Below are 18,253 nucleotides of genomic sequence, written 5' to 3' on the forward strand. Positions count from 1 at the left end.
GACGCTCACAAACCCGTCACGATGCGGATTCGGCGCAGCCGCACGGGATCCGGCGATGGATCTACGCCGACCGGGCGTGAACCGGGAAAGCGCAGGTGAGGGCGGCGCTAACACATCAACAGCGATGGCGAAATGGTTGGTCTCGTTCACTGGCATCAAACAGTCATTCGACCGAGGTTCTGCCTGCGCGTGGGCTAGAACTTGTCGGCGAACGCAGCAATGAGCTGCTTGTCAAGCCGATCGGCGGCCCCCAAGGAGATGGTGACGCGTGCCCGACGACGCCCCCGAGCAGGGCGATGCTCAGGATTCCCTTGCTGAGCTGGCAAAACAGGTCGCCAACGTGGCCGAGCAACTGGCCGCGAGCCATGCTCGCGCGCAGGCACGCGAGCGCGTGATCGACCACCTGCACGCCGAAGTGGAACGTTTGCGGGTCGGCGAACAAGCCTTGCTGCTGCGCCCGGTGATCACCGATCTGCAGTCACTGCGCCGGGATCTGCTGCGGCAGGCCGAAACACTGCCTGAACAGATCGACTCGGCGCAGGTCAGCTCGTTGCTGGTGTCCTTCGCGCTGAGTGCGGAGCAGGCGTTGGAGCGCTGCGGGATAGTGCCCGTGCGGCCCTGCGTCGGCGACGCGTACGCCGCACGGCAGCACACCGCGGTCAAGATCCTTGACGCTGAAACGGAAACACAGCACGAGACGATTGCTGAAGTCGTCTCGGAGGGCTACCTCGACACGAGCACCGACCGGGTGACAGTGCCCGCCAGGGTGGCGGTCTGGCGCTGGAAGCCAGTCGAGGAAACACAATCGCCGATCGGACGGGAGGGAACCGTTGACTGAGAGGGTCTTCGGCATCGATCTGGGCACGACGTACTCGGCGATCGCCTACGTTGACGAGACCGGCAGGCCCACGGTCTGCCGGAACATCGACACCATGGAGACCACGCCTTCCGTGGTGTACTTCGAAAACGAGCAAAACGTCGTTGTCGGAACCGTCGCCAAGAACTCGGCGGTCACCTACGAGGACCGTGTCGTCTCGCTGATCAAGCGGCGAATGGGTGAAGACGCGACCTACGAGTTCGACGGCAAGGAATACAATCCTGCATCGATCTCGGCACTGATCCTCAAACAACTCGCCTCGGACGCGGCCACCCACACCGGTGGTGCGGTGGACAAGGTCGTGATCACCGTCCCGGCGTACTTCGGCATGTTGCAGAAAGATGCAACCAAGACCGCGGGTGAGATCGCGGGTCTCGACGTGCTCGGCATCGTGCCGGAGCCGGTCGCCGCGGCCTTGCACTACGAGGCGACGACGGGCGCGGACGGCAAGACGATACTGGTCTACGACCTGGGCGGCGGCACCTTCGACACCACAGTGATCACTGTGGCCGGCGGCGAGATCGTGGTGGTCTGCACGGACGGCGACGACCACCTCGGCGGCGCCGACTGGGACGAGCGGCTGCGTGACTACCTGCTGGAGAAGTTCGTCGAGGCGGTGCCGCCGGGCACGGACGTCGAAGGCGACACCGAGTTCCTGCAGGACCTGACCAAGATGGCGGAGACCACCAAACAGCAGTTGTCGCAGACGACGTCACGGCCGGTGGCGATGCGTGGCGCGGGTGCGGCCGCCCGGATCGAGGTGACCAGGGCCCAGTTCGAGGAGCTGACCAAGGACAAGCTCGACCAGACGATCGACATCGTCCGCCGGACGCTGGAGACGTTGGAGAGCAAGCAACCCGGCACGAAGATCGACGAGGTCCTGCTCGTCGGCGGCTCGACGAAGATGCCCGCGGTGGCCGAGCGGCTGCGCGCGGAGTTCGGCTGGGATCCCAAGCTGCACGACCCGGACCTCGCGGTCGCCAAAGGCGCGGCGCTGTACGCACTCGGCCAGGTCGTCTACCGGCAGGCAGCCGAGGCCGCGCCCGACGCCAGCCCGGACGAGATCAAGGGAAGGCTGTCCGGTGCGGCCGAGGAACTGGCCAGCCAGACCGGGATCCCGGCGGAGAAGCTGATGCGGATCGCCGGCAAGCAGGTGTCCAACGTTTTGCCGAAGGCGTTCGGCGTCAAGCTGGTCGACGCCAGCTTGCCGGACTACCAGACCAACCCGCATTTCTACGTCGAGCACATGGTGCACGCCAACGAAAGCCTGCCGACCGGGCCCAAGCCGCTGCGGGTCGGCACGCTGGTGGACAACCAGCGGTCGGTCGAGATCGAACTGTACGAGCAGTCCGGCACTGTCGCGGGCCCGGACATGGCCGAGAACCGGGCGTTGACCGACGCGCGGGACTCGATCCAGGATCTGCCGCCGCTGCCAGCCGGGTCCCCTGTGGACATCATGATGAAGGTGGACAACGAGGGCCTGCTCGAGCTGGAGGCGACCGAGCCGACCACCGGCAAGGCGCTGAAGATCAACGTACGGGTCAGCGTGATGAGCAGCGAGCAGGTCGAGCAGGCCAAACAAGTCGTGTCCGGCTTGACGGTCACGGGCTGATGACGCCGTTCGACCCCAAGTCGTACGAGGAGCAGGTCGTCAAGCCGCTGCGGGGCCGCAAGCTGCCGGACGACCTGCTCACCCGCTATGCCGTGTCGACCGACATGTCCGACGCGCAGCTGGCCCAGCGGCTGCAACAAGTCCGGTCGTGCTGGAACAAGGGAGCGGGCAAGGCCACCTCGGTCAAGCTGGTCTACAAGGCGTTCCTCAAGGCCGACGACGAGCTCAAACGCCAGCACGGCGCGCGGCTGGGCCAGATGTCCTGGTGGAACGCGTACGCCAGGGCCCGGCAGGACAAGTTCTCCAGCGAGATCGTCGAGCTTGCGGCCACCGTCAAGTCCAGCTTCGGTGAGCTCGGCCTGATCTCCACCAGCCAGCTGCAGGCCACGATGCGCGCCGGGTTCCCGTCGCTCACGCCCGCCGAGGCCGAGCAGGCGTTGAAAGACGCGGGTGTCGCCAAAGCGACCCCGATCGAGTTGCCCAAACAGAGCGGCCTGCAGAGCACGCTCTACAAGAAGCTCAGCGAGCAGCTGGCCGAGGCCGGGGCGGCCAGCGTGCCCGCCGTGGTTTTCCAGAACGTCACCGGGTTCAAGGTGGTGACGTCGTTCAGCTGTGCCGCGGGCAATCTCGACGCGGCCGCGATCGAGGCGGCGGTCCAGCGTGAGTACCGCCGGTCCGGCAACGAGGCCGCGAAGGAAGCGCTCGGGATCCTCGCCCGTGCCGCCAAGGACTCGGTCGATCTGCGACTGCTCACGTTGTACCACTTGGTGGACGACGTCCGGCGGCACCGCGCCGAGGGAGCCGCGCCGAGCGCGTTGCTGAAACCGTTGCTGCAAGCCAAGTTGGATCCCGCCGAGGCCCGGCTCGTGGTGTTCAGCGTGCTCAACGAGTCCACCACCCGGGACACCAAGGTGAACCCGGCCGCAGCGGTGACCGAGCTGCTTGAACAAGGCCTTTTGCTTGCGGCGCAACAGGCACTGGGAACGGTTGTCGCGCCTGAGGAAGCTGCATCCCTCAAGGCGTTGGTGGAACGACAGGTGGCCGAGGTCCACCGGTTGCGTTCCGCCGCACGGCAGGCGATGGCCTCAGGCAACGAAGCCGAAGCGCAGCAACACTTGCGTGCAGCGGCCAAACTGGCTGCCGATGACGACGACCTCGCGGCCGAGCTGCGCAAGATTCCGCCTGCGCCGGTGCTGGCCTTGTCCGCACAGGCCGAAGGGCTCGGGGTCCGTGTCGCGTGGCAGACCCAACCGAGCCACGCGGACGACACCAAATATCGATTGGTACGCAGGGAAGACCGATCTCCCGCAGACCCCGATGACGGCGTGACCGTCAGCGAAACGAGCAAGTCCGTCGCCTCGGACTCGTCCGCGCCCGCGGCGCGGACGCTGCATTACGCCGTTTTCGCCGCGGTGCCAGGCGGTCCATGGTCACGGCCCGCGGTGGCCAGTATCGAAGTGCTCCCGCCCGTTACGGCCGTCCGCTTTGCCGTGCAGGAAGGCCGGGTGGACGCGCAGTGGCAGGTCCACCCGGACGTCCGCTCGGTGTCCGTGACCAAGGCATCCGGCGAAACCGTTGCCACCATGGGCAAGACCCAGTTCTACGACCGGGTCACCGAAGCAGGCGAACACGTCTACACGTTCGTCGCGCACTACCGGCGTCCAGACGGGACAGACGCGGCCGCGAGCCCGGTCTCCGCTGGGACATCCGGCGGCGGACGGATCGCGCCGGTGTCGGCGATCAGCCTGACGCCCGTGGGTGAGGAAGGAAACCTCGGCGTCGCGGTGACATGGCGGCAGACAGCCGAAGCCGAGGTCGTGATCCGGCGGTCGGCTCATCCCGCCGAATGGGAATTCGGTGCCGCCGTGACGTCCGCCCAGCTCCGCTCGTTCGGCCAGGAACTCGTCGGCCGCCACCAGGTCGAAGGGGAGTGGCACACGCTCACCGCGACTGTCCCCACCGGACACTTCCATTACGTGCCCTTCACCCTGAACCAAGACGGCGCCGTCTGCGGACTCGGTGACGCGCTCGGTCTGGCTGTACCGGTGCGCAACCTGCGGCACCAAAGACTGGGTGACGAGGTCGTGCTGTCGTGGATCTGGCCGGAGAACTCCGGTTCGGTCCAAGTGTCGTGGCGGACCACCGAACGCGCCGAGAAGTTCCGGTACACGCACCAGCAATACCAGCTGGCCGGAGGCTGCCGGATCAAATGCGGCGCGGCCAAGGTGAGTGTGAGCGTGCGTGCGATCGGCATGGGCGACGGCGGCGAGTGCTTCTCCCCGGACGTCACAGCGGATGTGCCCGGGATGCTGCCGAAAGTCACGTACACCGTCGAATCGGCGCGCAAGCTGATCGGACCGTCGACGGTACGGATCCGCCTGACCGCGGACCAACCGCTGGCGAGCTGCCCGATCGTGGTCGTGGTCGCGCCCGGTGTGACGATGCCACGCAAGCCGGGAGACGGCCAGGTGGTGCTGCGCGGCGACACCGCGTTGCAGCCGGGCCAGCCGGCCGAACTGACCGCGGAATTCGCCAAAACGCCCAAACCGTACTGGATCCGGTGTTTCGCCGAGGACGGCTCGGTCCGCCTCGTCGACCCCCCGACCTCCCAGCTGAAGGTGTCGTGATGCTCGGCTCGACAGTCGCGTGCCCGTACTGCTACAACCGGATCAACCCCGGCAAACTCCACTTCCAGTGCACCGGCCGGGCCGCTCCGGGCCGTGACAGGTGCGTCAAGTCCGTCGACCAGGACCGCCAGCGGTTGACCGGCTACGCCGCTCCCGCCTGGCCGACCTTCCCGCCCCCGGAGTCGCGTAACCCGTTAGGCCAGCGGGTCGCGCAGTGCCCGGACTGCGGTGTGGACACAGGCGTCCGGGCATGCCCGGTGTGCCACACCCCGCTGCCCGCGAACTTCGCGGAGAGCCGCAGCCCGCTGATCGGCATGGTCGGCGGCAAGAACTCCGGAAAGACCGTCTACACCACGGTTCTGGTGCACGAGCTGCGCCACAACGTCCGCCGCCGGTTCGCCGCGGACGTGTCCTTCGCCGGTGACCAGCAGGGTGACGCCGGATCGCTCGGCAACTGGCTCAAGCTCTACGAGCGATCGCTGTTCGACCAGAACATGCTGTTCGAGTCGACGGCCGCGGCGCGTGACGGGTTGAAGGTGCCGCTCGTGCTGCAGTGGCGGCAACCGAAGCGTGGGAAACTGGGCAGGACGACCCACAGCACCACGACGTTGTCGTTCTACGACGCCCCCGGCGAAGACATGACGACTCAGGAGTTCGTCAACGGCCAGGCCTATCTCGGCTCGGCCGACGGCCTGATCGTGCTGCTCGACCCGTTCGAACTGCCGGGTGCGCACGACCGGATCGCCGTGCCGGACGCCGCCCGCCGCGAGACCGAGCCGCCGCTGACCGTGCTCAACCGGATCACCGAGATGCTCCGGCTCACGCACGGCGTGAAGGCGAGCAAACGCATCACGATCCCGATCGCCGTGGTGTTCTCGAAGATCGACGCGTTCTACAAGATGCTCGGCGACGACCATCCGCTGCTGACCAAGCCGCAGGCCGGGGCCTTCTACAACGAGACCGCGGGCCAGGACACCGACGAACACATCCGTGCCCTGCTCACTGACCTGGACGCGGACGACATCGACTCGCACCTGCGATCGCACTACAAGCAGTTCCGGTACTTCGCGGTGTCCTCGCTCGGCGCCGAACCGGACTACCGGAAACAACAGGTCGACGCGGGCGGCGTGCGGCCCTTCCGGGTGGACGAACCGCTGCTCTGGCTGCTCGGCATGTTCAAGATCATCGAACGGAGTGGCGGATGACCGGATCCTTCCATTCCCTCTATTACACCGACTGCCTGCCGGGACAAGGCCTTCGCGGTGGTGCGGGCTTCCAGTTCCAGGCGGTGTCGTCCGGCGTCACGCACGAGGAGATGACACTCGTCCAGCGATCAGCGCTCTATGAGCCGCCCGTGGCGTGGATGCGTGAACGCAGGCCGGTCGCCGAATATCCGGCTTCGCTGACGCATGTCTTCGACGGCTTCTACGTGACCGCACGTGGGATTTACCTTGGTGCGGAGGCGAATGGTGCCCGTGAAGGCAACCAGTTCACCCACGCCGTGACCACGTCCCAAGTGGACAGTTACGGCATGGTCCGGCCCGCGCAGCTGTGGGATGCCGACTGGTGGTCGGAGAAGCCCGCAGCCTCGACCGAATGCCCGCCGCTGGACGCGGAACCGGAGCCAGGGCCATGGGGTGTCGATCGGGTCCGGGAGTGGGTACTCGGCCAGGCCGACGCCGAAGAGTGGTTGATCGCGCTGCGGTCGGCCCTGGAACTCCTGTCGGACAAGAACAAGCGGCGCGTGCTGTTCGTCAGCGACGACCCGACGCCCGTCCTCGGCTGGATCGCCGCGGGGACGTTGCTGTTGCCCCAACAGGAAGCCGTCCGCGTCGGATTCCGTGTCTTCGCCACGAATCCACACCAAAGCCAGCACGATGTGCTTGCCGTGCACCCGGACTGGGCCGGGGCATACGCGAATGTCGACGGCAACAGCGGCTTCCTGGTGTTCGACCTGATGAACGGCAGGCACTCGACGATCGAGCCGACCGACGCCGCGCGGCACTGGGTCCCGCAGTTCCTGCGTGCGGACCCGTTCGACGTCGTCGACGCGATCGAGCTGACGTACCAGTTCACCAAGGGCCGGGCCGAACAACCGGCGGACCGGCTGGCCAGCTCGATCATCCTGAGTGGACGGGAACTGGCCAGCCCTGCCGAAGCCGGCCAGCTGGTGACCTGGCTCGCCGGGCAGGCCAAACTGTCCATCGACGACGCGCTCGAACCGTTGACCGAAGCCGTTCTGCAAGCTCAGCCGGACGTCAAGGCGCTGCGTGAGCTGGACACCGCGATACTGCGGATGGCGCCCAGTGCTCCGTTGGCCGCCAAGGTCGGTCTCGCGTTGCTCACGGCCGAACTTGACGCGATCGCCACAGGGAAGGAACTCCCGCCCGGTGAGCCGGTCAAGGGCGCGCATCCATGGTCGCAAGAGGATCGTTTTGCCGCGGCCCAGCTCGTTGAGCAGGTGGCCAACTCGGTGCCGCCACAGTGGATGGACCGCGTTCTGTGCACGGCGACCAGATTCGACGCGCAGCCGTCGATCGCGGCGTTCAGCGCGGGCGCCGACCGGTTCGCCCAATGGTGGATCGAACACCCCACGCCCCAGCTCAACCCGGAGCGCTGGCCGGACCGGGGTGAGTACCTCGTGGACTTGGTCAAGGACAAGCTCCGCAGGCAGATCGCCACTCATCCCTCGACCAGGCAAGCGGTTCGCGAGCACTGGTGGGCCTTGTTGCGGCCGTACGCCATCGAGCTGCGCGACCCGCTGGACGCCACCGTCATCGCGGCCACAGTGGAGCGTGGCGGCACCCAGCTCAGAAGCGAGACCGTGCGCACCCTGCTGCCGTCGGTCAGCGTGGCGCAAAGCCCGGAGACCATCGATACGGTCTGGCACGCGCTGTACCAGTTCGCGTCACCAACCATGGACGAGCTCGCGAAATTCCTCGACACCGCGCCGCCGTCGCTGGTCACCAGCACAGTCGTGGAAGCGGCGTTCGGACTCCTCGACAAGGCGCTGGCGACCACGGTTACGACCCAAGCGCTCGACGTGTTGACGCGTGTCGTGGCCATCGCGGGTATGCCCAAGTCACGCAGGCTGCAGTCGCTGGCAAGCCAGGACGCCGAGCTCACCCGCTGGATGGCCGGGATCAGGGAAGGCCGGGTCCCGCCGCGCAAGACGCCGCTGATCGCCACCGAGCCGGTGTTCAACGCCAGAGGCGACGAGTTGGTCGGAATACTCCAGCAAGCCGAGCTCGTGGTCGGCAAACTGGCCATCGACCAAGGCGGCCGGTTCCTGCACCAAATGCTCGTACAGCAACTGCCGCAGCGCATGGCCGACCCGCAGCTCGGGGACAAGGCGGTGGCCCTGCTGTTCGTGACGGGCATGGCGGAGTCGTGTGCGACCGAGTTCGTCAGCCGGGTCGAGCGTGAGATCGACAAGTGGGGGCAGAAAGCCGACGAAGTACGCAAGAGCTCGATCCGTAACCTGCTGGCTCCGCTCGAACCGAAGTACGTCGACGTCTGGGATGCCGCCCGCGGCAAGAAACCCGCGAGCAGGCCCCAGAAATCGACCCAGAAACCGGCACCGAAGCCCGCGCAGGAGCCCAAGCAGCCGCCGCGCAGGCTCGGCTGGCTCAACCGGCGCAAGGACAACGAGGGGGCCTGATGCAGTACCTGATCGGTGCGCTCGTCGTCCTCTTCGGCATCTACATCATCTTCTGGCTGGTCGTTGTCGCGCTGTTCTACCTCGTGCTGCCGATCTACCTCGTGCTCATGCCGCTGTCACTGGCCGCCGGGATGGTCATCTCGGTGGTGATTGTCATGATGACGCTGGTCGGCGCCCGCAAGTACCGGCCGGAGACGATCACCCCTGAGCACGTGACGGACGGGACGGCCCGGTTACCGAAGCTGCCCTCGGACCGCCCGTTCGGCCGCGACTGGGCGTGGCCGAGTTACGTGGTGGCGCAGTGGCGGGTCGACTTCACCACCGCGACGCGTGGCGTGTGGGACATCCTCGGCAGGGGATGGCGGACCTTGCCACGGAAGATCGGCTGGATCACCTCGCTGTTCGTGTTTCCCGTCTGGCTGGCGGTGAACGCCGGTGCGTTTCTGGCCGGCGCGATGATGGCCGCGCCGTGGCTGACGTTCGTCTTGCTCACGTGGCTCGGCTGGCTGGCTGTCAGCGGCGTGTTACGGGGCGCCGACAACGCCTTCCAGCGTGTCAGGGACACCCGCCCAAGGTGCCAGGTGTGCCACTACTTGGCGGACTTGCCTGCGTTCCCATGCGAATGCGGCAAGCTGCACCGCGATTTACGGCCTGGCCGCCTCGGCGGAGTGTGGCGCAGGTGCGGGTGCGGCAGGGTGTTACCCACGACCATCCTGCGTGCGGCGCTCAAGATCGGGCCAAGCTGTCCGCGGTGTGCCAGGCCTTATCACAAGGGCGCCGGGGTGAACACCGACATCGGGATCCCGGTGTTCGGGCCGGTCTCCGCGGGTAAGACCCGCTTGGTCATCGCGGGCATGGTGGCCCTGCGAGATCTGGCGTCCGCCAACGGCGTGGTCACCGAATTAGTCGACGAGGACAGCGAGAACGCGTACCGGACCGGCGCGGACATCATCACGACCGACGGCAACACCACGAAGACCCCAGCCGGGGAACTGCCGATCGCCATCACGATGCAGGTCACCAAAGGCCGCCGGAAAACGTCGCTGCACATCTTCGACGCGGCGGGGGAGTTCTACACCAACCGGGACGACAACGCCGATCTGGAGTTCCTCGACCACGCCAAGGGACTCGTGCTCGTGGTGGACCCGTTCTCGATCCCTTGGGTCACCGACCAATTGGGCGGCCCGTACCACCCTCGGGTGGCCGTGGCCAACCCCGCTGTCGACGACCCCGACCAGACCTACCAGGTCACTGTGCGGCGGCTGCGGGACTACCGCATCGACACCAAGCGCCGGAACCTGGCGATCGCCGTGGTCAAAGCGGACCTGTTGACCGGAACCGACCCCGCGGCGGACCTCGAGCCCGCGACCGTGCGGGACTGGCTTGACCAGGCCGGGCTGGACAACTTGGTGCTCTCGGCGGAACGGGACTTCGCCGAGGTCCGGTACTTCCTGGTCGCGTCGGTCCGGGTTCGGCCGGAGACGGCGGCCATGTCACCGGCAGCACCGTTCGTGTGGCTGCTCGGCAAGGCCGGAGTGGATGTCGTGCCACCGGAGGCGAAGCAATGAACCGCAAGACACCGCCCGCTTATGTCGTGCACCGCAGTCTGATCTTCGCTCTGGTCGCGTTCGTCGCGGTGATGATCGGGTTCATCATCGTGGACATGGTGCCAGGCCTGTCCGCTTCGGTGATGAACGCCGTGAACGGCATGCGCCAGATATGGCAAGGCCTGGGCTGGGAACTGTTTTGATACTGGGGATCGATCTCGGTACCACGTACTCGGCCGTCGCCACGATCGGACCGGACGGCCGTCCTTTCGTCCTGCGCAACCAAGTGGGCGAGCCGACCACGCCGTCGGTGGTCCACTTCGAGTCCAGTTCCGCGGTCCTGGTCGGCAGTTCGGCGGTGCACGCCGGAACCGTCGACCCGGACAACACCGTGTCGTTGATCAAACGCCAGATGGGCAACGACTTCGACCTCGAGTTCCACGGTGTCCGGCACACCCCGGAGTCCATCTCGGCGCTGATCCTGCGAGCGCTCGTGGACACCGATGAGCCTGTCCGTGCGGTGATCACGGTTCCGGCGTATTTCGGCATCAGGGAACGGGAAGCGACCGCGCAGGCCGCGCGTCTGGCCGGAATCGAGGTGCTGGAGCTGCTCAGCGAACCCGTGGCGGCCGCATTGCACTACGGGACATCGGAACTGACAGGCTCAGGCGGCACGGTCCTGGTCTACGACCTCGGCGGCGGGACTTTCGACACGACCGTCCTCAAAGTACAGCCGATGGGTGTTTCGGTGATCGCCACCGATGGCGACAGCAAGCTCGGCGGAGCCGACTGGGACTCCCGCATCGCCGAGTACTTGACCGAATGCTTTGTCGAGGCCGTTCCGGACGTCGACCCGTTTGACGACGAGATGTTCCCGCACGTCGTGCAGACAGCCGCTGAATCGACCAAGCGGGCGTTGAGCACCACTGAATCGAGGCCGGTGGTCCTGCGTGCCTGCGGTGCGCGCGTAACGGTCACCTTCAACCGGCAGATCCTGGAAGAGCTGGGTGCGGACCTCGTCGACCGCACGATGTCCATCGTCCGGCGAGTGACCCACAACGCTGCGAAATACGGTGCGATCGACATCCGGCACGCGATTCTCGTCGGCGGTTCGAGCAAGATGCCCGCGATCGCCAAGGCCGTCGCGGAGACTTTGGATGTCACACCCCGAGTGGTCGAGCCGGATCTGGCCGTGGTACTCGGCGCGGCGATCCGTGCGAACCAGTTGACGAACGCGCAAAGCCTGCGGCAGGCAGGCGGGATGCTGGCCGCGATCGCCGACAAACCGACCACTTCGGTCGTTCCCCGTAGCTTCGGCATTCTCATTCACGACAGCTATGACCCGGTGGCGACCAGGCAGATCGTCGTCCACGCCGTCCACCAGAACCAGCCGTTGCCCGCCAGCGCGTCGGTGTCGTTCTGCACGATCGCCGAAGGCCGTGACCGAGTCCGGATCCAGGTCTACGAACAAGCAGGCGACCTTCCCTCCGAGGAGGTCGAACACAACCGGCGGGTACTGGACGGTGAATTGACCGACCTGCCCGCACTGCGCGCCGGGTCGCGCATCGAGATCGCGCTGCGGGTCAGCGCGGACGGGCTGCTCAGCGTCACCGCGCGGGAGCCGAGCAGCGGTGCACGGCTGGACCTTCAGGCCTATGTGGACGGAGTCGTCGACTCGGCCGCGGCCGATGACCTGAGCTCGACGCTGGCCGGAATCGCGGTGAGGCAATGAGTACGTGGATACGCGGGTCCTTCACGGGCGCCGGCCTGACCCAGTCGCCGCCCGGGCCGTACCTCAAGGCACTGCAGGACAAGATGTCCGGCACGGTCCTGCTGTGCATCGACGTCAGCAGCTCGATGTCCGGTGAACCGCTGGACCAGGCCGTTTCCGGCGCGGCGACGTTCTTCGGCGAGGCCCGTGACGCCGGCTACCGGGCCGGGCTGATCCTGTGGAACCACGGCGTTTTCAAGTACGTCCCGGATACGTCGTACGACGAGGTGCTGAGCAGCCTCAAGTCTGCCCGTGCGTCCGGCGGCACCGACCTCGTACCGGCCCTGCACGTCTGCAAGAGGTTCTTCACCGACCGGGCGGGCGACCGGGTCCTGTGCGTCTTCGGTGACGGCGACGTCGGCGACCGGGCCGAAGCCAAGCGCCTCGCCCGTGAGCTGTGCGCGATGGGCGTGCGGATCGTCGTTCGCGGGCTGGGATATGGCGCCCAGCAAGCGCTTGCTGAGTTGGTCTGCCCAGGAGAGCAGGACGATGCGCAGCTGATCGAGGACGTCGGCGGCATCGACGCGGGCATCGCCTCCATGGCGACCGGATTGATCCGCCGCCATGACTGACGTCGAGCGCCGCAGGCAGATTCTGGCCGAGAACCCACTCGACCCGCAGGCGCACGTGGAGCTGGCGGCCGCCTTGGTGGACTGGTACCAGACGCTGACCGACGACGAGATCGCCGAGGTGTACACCCGCGAACCAGTCGACCTGCTGCGGACCGCGACCGGGCTGGCCGACGGCGACGAACGCCTCGCGATCTGCGCGGACCTGGGATTCCTGCTGCTCGGGATCTTCGATGCCAACCCGGACTCCGTCCAGGACCGCGACGAGGGCATCCACTACCTTCTCGAAGCGGCCGAGCTCGGCGACCCTAGCGTGGACCTGGCCCTTGCCGAGGCGCTGATCGCCAGGGAGAACCCGGACGACACCGTCCCTGCGATCAACTACGCCTCCCGGGCGCTCGCTGTGGTAGAGAACAAAGCAGACCCGCTGCGTCAGCTCAGTTTCGCGTATGTCGTGCGGTACGAGCAGACCAGGCAGATCGATGATCTCCGGGAATCCCAGTCGTACTTCCGGCAGCTGAACGCGTTGGTGGACGAACCGGAGTTCCGGGCGTTCGCCGCGCAGGTCGACGCGATGATCGTACTGCGCCAGGTCGAGGAGAACCAGCCGGTCCCCACGCTCGATCAGGCCATTGTGGACCTCGCCGGCACGTCGCACACCATGCCGTTCTGGGAGCAGCGGCGGCGGATCAAGCTCGCGGCGCTGCGAGCTGTCCGGTTCGCTTGGTACGGCGGCGAAGAGGAGGACTACGAGACTGCCGTGGCCGATCTGACGGAGCTCATCGAGAACCTGGACGAGGCGGAGGCCAACAGCTATCGAGCATTCCTTGGCATGCTGGCGATGACGCGTGACCTGCCGGCCGATATGCGCAAGGACCCTACCAAGATCACGATCGACCGCGTCAGAGACCTCCCGGCGGCGATGTCCCCGGAGGCCCTGGCGCTGGCTGAGCAGCAACTGGCCGCCGTCGACCCGAAGATGCTGCCCGACACCGAGATGGCGTCCACGGTCAACGTCATGCAGGCGATGCTGACGGGCGTGTCGCCCTCCACGCCTGAGTCCGAGATCGACGCGGCGCTGCGGCACCTCAGTGAAGCCGTCGACGAAGACGACCCTGTGCACAAGGCTATGGCCTTGGTCGTGCTGAACGCACGCAAGAGCCAGCTCGGTGGTGGGCCTGAGTCGACCGAGGCGATGTTCGAGCAGCTGATCACGGTCGTGTCCGAAGTGGAGGAGGACAACCCGCTCCGGTACCCGATGGCGGACGCGTTGGCGGCACTGGTCAACGCGTGGAATATGGACATCCGTACCGCGGCGGAGAACGCCAGAACCGCCAAACTGCTGGCCAGCGCGATCGCCGCACTGCCACCGGATCACCCGGCGCGAGTGGACCTGGCGGCCAAGGTCGCGATGGCCGCGATGGTCAGCTTCCTCGGCGACCGGTCCGGCCAGTCCCCGGAGGAGATCGCGGCCGCGCTCGCCGAGGCGGCAGCCAAGTCCTCCTCGGAGGCGAAGTTCGACACGGCCAACGCGATCGGGCAGTCGATGGTGGCCGGGCTGCGTGCCATGATGAACCGGGACCTCGAGCTGATGGACGAGGCCATGGCGTACCTCGACCGCGCGGAGGAGAAAGCGCCGGAAGGCCACGCCGTCACCAAGGTACTCGGCATGTTGCGGGCCGGCTTGCTGCTGTTCCGCTACCAGATCAGCGGCTCGCTCGAGGACATGGACGCGGCCGAACACTACGTCGGCGTCGGCGACATCTCCGATCTGCCGTTGGGGGAACACATCCGTGAGATGGCGCGAATCGCCCGCGGCATGGTCGCCATGCGCAATGACATGGATGAGGACTCCATCGCCGAAGCCCGCCGTCAGGTCGCCGACCTGCACGCCAAGCTGGAGCCAGGCGACTACTTCACCGAGACCATGCGCACACTGACCGGTCAGCTGGACGTGCTGGAGCAGGTTTTCGCCGTGTACAACCACGGCGGCAGGCCTTCCGCCGCCGACTTGGCGAAGCTCGACCGGACCGTGCACAGCCTGCTTGACCTACCCGTGGACACGGTGATGAGCGTCCACGACGTCATCGCCGCCTCGTTGGTGACGTCCGGGCACGGCATGGCCACCCGTGATGTCAAGAAATACGACCAGGCCATCGGGTTGCTGGGCAAGGTGTCCGCACGGACCGACCTGACCACGGACGAGCAGCTCGCGTTGGCTTACACGACCGGGCAGACGTTGCAAGGGCGTCACGAACTGAGCCGCGACTACCGGGACATCAACAATGCGATCGACCGTCTGGAACAGGCACGCCGCTTGGTCACGGACGCCACAGCCAGTGCGGATTACGCCTCACTGCTGTACACGCTCGCGGCTTCGTACAACACCCGTGCCGATTCCGCGCGGGGTGACCTGATCCGGTCTGTCCATATCGGACTCGATGCGATCCGGGAACGGGCCGCGGACGTGCTGCTGCAGACGAACGACCTCCGTGCGATGGAGATGGCCAAGGCTGCCAAGGACGAGGCCGCCGACGTCGCCCGCTGGTGTGTCACGGCCGATCAGCGTGACGCTGCCGTTCAGGCACTGGAGATGGGCCGGGCGATGGTGCTGCACGCGACGACCTTCGAGACGACCTTGGGTGCGCTGTTGCGAGAGGGCGGGCACCACGAGGTCGCCGCGATGTACGAACGGGAGGCCGCGGCGGCCAACGCGGCTCCCTGGAACGAGGGCGGTTCCGCGCCTGGCCCACAACTTCGGACCGACGTGCGCCGCCGGGTGCTGAAGGCCGTGGCGCACACGGACATCGCCGACCGGTTGCTGGCGCCGCCGGAGATCGACGAGATCAGAACAGCATTGCAGGACGCCGAAGCCGCGGCGCTGGTGTACATGGTGCCTCGTTACGACCGGTCGCCTGGTTTCGCGGTCGTTGTGGACAGTGCCGACGTGACGGTGCTGAAGCTGCCTCATCTCACCGCGGGTAAGGAGATCGAACGGTTCGTCCAGGCCTCCGGACCGGAGTGGGTGTTCGCCCTCAACGACCTCTGCGAGTGGGCGTGGACGGCCGCCATGGACGACATCCTCGGCCAATTCGGGATGCGCCAACGTATCGTCCTCGTCCCGGTCGGAGAACTCGCCCACGTCCCGTGGCATGCCGCCCGCCGGGACGCGCCTGGCCAGACTGTGCGTTACGCGTGCCATGACGCCGCCATCTCGTACGCCTCCTCGGCCCGGCAGTTCATCGAATCCACACGCAGGCAACCCCGGAACTGGCCAGACGAACCCGTACTTGTCGGCGTCCCAGGCAATGGCCTGTACTGGGCACAGAAAGAGATCACCGAGATCCACCGCCGGTGCTATCCCGACGGAAAGCTCTTCGGCACCAGCACCGTGGGCCGTCGCCGGGTGACGCCCGCCAAGGTGCGCGATGTCCTGCCAGGAGGGCCGCACCCGGCTTCCCTGCTGCACCTCGGCATCCACGGCCGGTTGACCAGCGTACCCATGGATTCCTACCTCGCCCTCAGCGCCGACGAGGACAACATGGCCGGGCGACTGGGAGTACGGGAGATGCTCGACGCCGCGCGGCAACGTCAGTCCGACGCGCCAGGCGGATTGGTGGTGCTGGCCGCGTGTACGACCGACCGAACCAAGCAGTTGCCCGACGAGGTGCTGACGTTGGCGAGCACGTTCCTCACCGCGGGCGCGGCCGGCGCGGTCGGGGCGCGGTGGGAGGTCGACGACCTCGCCACCATGTTCTTCATGATCATGTTCCACCACTACCTGACGGCAGGCTACCCGGATCCGGTGACCGCGCTGCGCGCCGCGCAGGTGTGGATGCTCAACCCCAAGCGCGTTCTGCCGCCGGACGTCGACCCGGCGCTGGCCGAAGAGCTGTCCTCGATCGACCCGGCCCAGGTGGAGAACTGGGCGGCGTTCACCTATCAGGGCCGTTGATCTGGGAGGATCGAAGTTGACCGAGCACACCACCTTCGGCATCGATCTGGGTACGACCCATTCGTGCATCGCCTACGTCGACCGGTCCGGGCGGCCGGTCGTGGTGAAGAACGAGATCGGCGCGGAGACCACCCCGTCCGTGGTGTACTTCGAGAAGCCGGGAAAGGTGCTGGTCGGCAGCGCGGCGAAGAACTCGGCGCTGCTCGCACCGCACCTGGTGGCCGAGATGGTGAAGCGGGACATGGGCAGCCGTGTGCCCAGCGATCGCGTCTACCACAAGACGAAGTACACGCCCGAGGAGATCTCCGCGCTGATCCTGCGGGAACTGGTCCGTTCGACGGAGAAGAACGACGAGTTCCGGGTCAGGGACGTGGTGATCACCGTTCCGGCGCACTTCGGGATCGCCGAACGGGACGCCACTCGCCGCGCGGGCGAGATCGCGAAGCTGAACGTCCTCGATGTACTCGACGAGCCGACCGCGGCCGCGTTGCACTACCAGACCATGCAGTCCGGCACCGGGATCCGGCACGTGCTGGTCTGCGACCTCGGCGGCGGCACGTACGACACGACGGTGATCCGTTTGCAGGACAAGGACTTTCAAGTCATCAGCATCGCCGGTGACGACAAGCTCGGCGGGGCGGACTGGGATGAGCGGATCCGTGACCGGTTGTTGCGGGAGTTCACCGCGCAGCACCCGCGGATCGACCCGACCGCGGACGACGTCTTCATGCAGGACCTGATGATCACGGCCGAGGACGTGAAGAAGACGTTGAGCAGCAAGCAGTCGCATCGCCTCGGGCTGAGGTTCGGCGGAGTCGCCGCCCAGGTCGAGTTCACCCGTGCCATGGTCGAGGAACTCACGGTGGATTTGCTGGACCGCGTGGTGGACGTGACCAAGCGCGTGATCGACGCCGCGGCGCGCAAGGGCGTCCGCGAGTTCGACGAAGTGCTCTTGGTCGGCGGGATGACCAAGGTGCCGAGCGTGGCGGCCGCGTTGAAGGAGCGCCTCGGCCTGGAGACTCGGTTGTACGAACCGGATCTGGCCGTGGCCAAGGGCGCGGCCCTGTTCGCGATGATCAGCAGAGCCAAGCGTGGTCGGGCCAGCACCCAGCAGACAGCCGATGACCTGGGCATCTCGGTCGGTCAGGCCGAGGCCATGATCAGCACGAACGTGAAGCGCGTGGTGTCGCGGGGGTTCGGCGTGAAAGGCGTCGACCCGGCCGATCCGTTGGCACTCACCAGGCCCATGCAGGCACGGCAGATCGTCGTGCACCTGTTGCAACCCGATACCCCGTTACCAGCGGACTCCGGGCCGTACCCGTTCGCGACGGCCGTGGACAACCAGCGGATGGTCGAGATCGAGGTGTACGAACAAGCAGGCCTGGTCCCGTCCGAAGAGGTCGCGGACAACACCAAGATCGGCCGGGGCAGACTGACTGGTCTGCCAGCCGGTCCGAAGGGCATGCAGATCGACGTCAGTTTCGTGATGTCGGAGACCGGCCAGCTCTCGGTGCACGCGACCGAACCCTCCTCTGGCGCGGAACTCCGATTCGACCTGCAGATCGGGAACATGGACCGACGCGCGATCGCCTCGGCCCAAGCCGGTATCGCCAAGCACGACGTAAGCGGGTGAC

The 18,253-nt window shown here is 66.7% G+C and carries 11 protein-coding genes; all 11 read left to right on the forward strand.

Going from position 1 to position 18,253, the window contains the following annotated elements:
• Positions 1 to 268 precede the first annotated feature (268 nt).
• From grpE to B9C43_RS01245, 11 genes are read left to right on the forward strand one after another with little or no spacing between them, the layout of a single operon-like run.
• Entirely contained in the window at positions 269 to 838 is a 570-nt protein-coding gene (gene grpE, locus B9C43_RS01195) for a nucleotide exchange factor GrpE (RefSeq protein WP_051895804.1), read from the forward strand.
• Positions 831 to 2,489, forward strand: coding sequence for an Hsp70 family protein (locus B9C43_RS01200; protein WP_084424211.1), 1,659 nt, complete (start codon positions 831 to 833; stop codon positions 2,487 to 2,489). Before grpE ends, B9C43_RS01200 begins: the two co-directional genes overlap by 8 nt.
• Positions 2,489 to 5,116, forward strand: coding sequence for a SaeA-related protein (locus tag B9C43_RS01205; protein ID WP_084424212.1), 2,628 nt, complete (start codon positions 2,489 to 2,491; stop codon positions 5,114 to 5,116). The genes B9C43_RS01200 and B9C43_RS01205 overlap by 1 nt, the downstream gene beginning before the upstream one ends.
• Positions 5,116 to 6,321, forward strand: a complete 1,206-nt coding sequence (locus tag B9C43_RS01210) for a TRAFAC clade GTPase domain-containing protein (protein ID WP_033384366.1) — start codon at positions 5,116 to 5,118, stop codon at positions 6,319 to 6,321. Before B9C43_RS01205 ends, B9C43_RS01210 begins: the two co-directional genes overlap by 1 nt.
• Entirely contained in the window at positions 6,318 to 8,777 is a 2,460-nt protein-coding gene (locus B9C43_RS01215) for a GTPase-associated protein 1-related protein (RefSeq protein ID WP_084424213.1), read from the forward strand. The genes B9C43_RS01210 and B9C43_RS01215 overlap by 4 nt, the downstream gene beginning before the upstream one ends.
• Complete coding sequence (locus B9C43_RS01220; RefSeq protein ID WP_084424214.1) at positions 8,777 to 10,345, forward strand: TRAFAC clade GTPase domain-containing protein; 1,569 nt, start codon at positions 8,777 to 8,779, stop codon at positions 10,343 to 10,345. The genes B9C43_RS01215 and B9C43_RS01220 overlap by 1 nt, the downstream gene beginning before the upstream one ends.
• The gene (locus B9C43_RS01225) at positions 10,342 to 10,527 is read left to right on the forward strand and encodes a hypothetical protein (protein ID WP_033384363.1); all 186 of its coding nucleotides are present in this window, start codon (positions 10,342 to 10,344) and stop codon (positions 10,525 to 10,527) included. The genes B9C43_RS01220 and B9C43_RS01225 overlap by 4 nt, the downstream gene beginning before the upstream one ends.
• The gene (locus B9C43_RS01230) at positions 10,524 to 12,056 is read left to right on the forward strand and encodes an Hsp70 family protein (protein WP_235038385.1); all 1,533 of its coding nucleotides are present in this window, start codon (positions 10,524 to 10,526) and stop codon (positions 12,054 to 12,056) included. The genes B9C43_RS01225 and B9C43_RS01230 overlap by 4 nt, the downstream gene beginning before the upstream one ends.
• On the forward strand, positions 12,053 to 12,667 hold the full coding sequence (locus B9C43_RS01235; protein WP_084424216.1) for a vWA domain-containing protein: 615 nt from the start codon (positions 12,053 to 12,055) through the stop codon (positions 12,665 to 12,667). Before B9C43_RS01230 ends, B9C43_RS01235 begins: the two co-directional genes overlap by 4 nt.
• Positions 12,660 to 16,619: a CHAT domain-containing protein gene (locus B9C43_RS01240; RefSeq protein WP_084424217.1), complete on the forward strand. Its 3,960-nt coding sequence runs from the start codon at positions 12,660 to 12,662 to the stop codon at positions 16,617 to 16,619. Before B9C43_RS01235 ends, B9C43_RS01240 begins: the two co-directional genes overlap by 8 nt.
• A gap of 16 nt (positions 16,620 to 16,635) precedes the next feature.
• On the forward strand, positions 16,636 to 18,252 hold the full coding sequence (locus B9C43_RS01245; protein WP_084424218.1) for an Hsp70 family protein: 1,617 nt from the start codon (positions 16,636 to 16,638) through the stop codon (positions 18,250 to 18,252).
• Position 18,253 lies beyond the last annotated feature (1 nt).

Source organism: Kibdelosporangium aridum (genome assembly GCF_900176515.1).
GTDB lineage: Bacteria > Actinomycetota > Actinomycetes > Mycobacteriales > Pseudonocardiaceae > Kibdelosporangium > Kibdelosporangium aridum.

Bases quoted from the DNA above. Each gene is read 5' to 3' on its own strand.
- B9C43_RS01210 (WP_033384366.1), top strand. From the start codon at position 5,116: ATGCTCGGCTCGACAGTCGCGTGCCCGTACTGCTACAACCGGATCAAC.
- B9C43_RS01235 (WP_084424216.1), top strand. From the start codon at position 12,053: ATGAGTACGTGGATACGCGGGTCCTTCACGGGCGCCGGCCTGACCCAG.
- B9C43_RS01225 (WP_033384363.1), top strand. From the start codon at position 10,342: ATGAACCGCAAGACACCGCCCGCTTATGTCGTGCACCGCAGTCTGATC.
- B9C43_RS01220 (WP_084424214.1), top strand. From the start codon at position 8,777: ATGCAGTACCTGATCGGTGCGCTCGTCGTCCTCTTCGGCATCTACATC.
- B9C43_RS01215 (WP_084424213.1), top strand. From the start codon at position 6,318: ATGACCGGATCCTTCCATTCCCTCTATTACACCGACTGCCTGCCGGGA.
- B9C43_RS01240 (WP_084424217.1), top strand. From the start codon at position 12,660: ATGACTGACGTCGAGCGCCGCAGGCAGATTCTGGCCGAGAACCCACTC.
- B9C43_RS01205 (WP_084424212.1), top strand. From the start codon at position 2,489: ATGACGCCGTTCGACCCCAAGTCGTACGAGGAGCAGGTCGTCAAGCCG.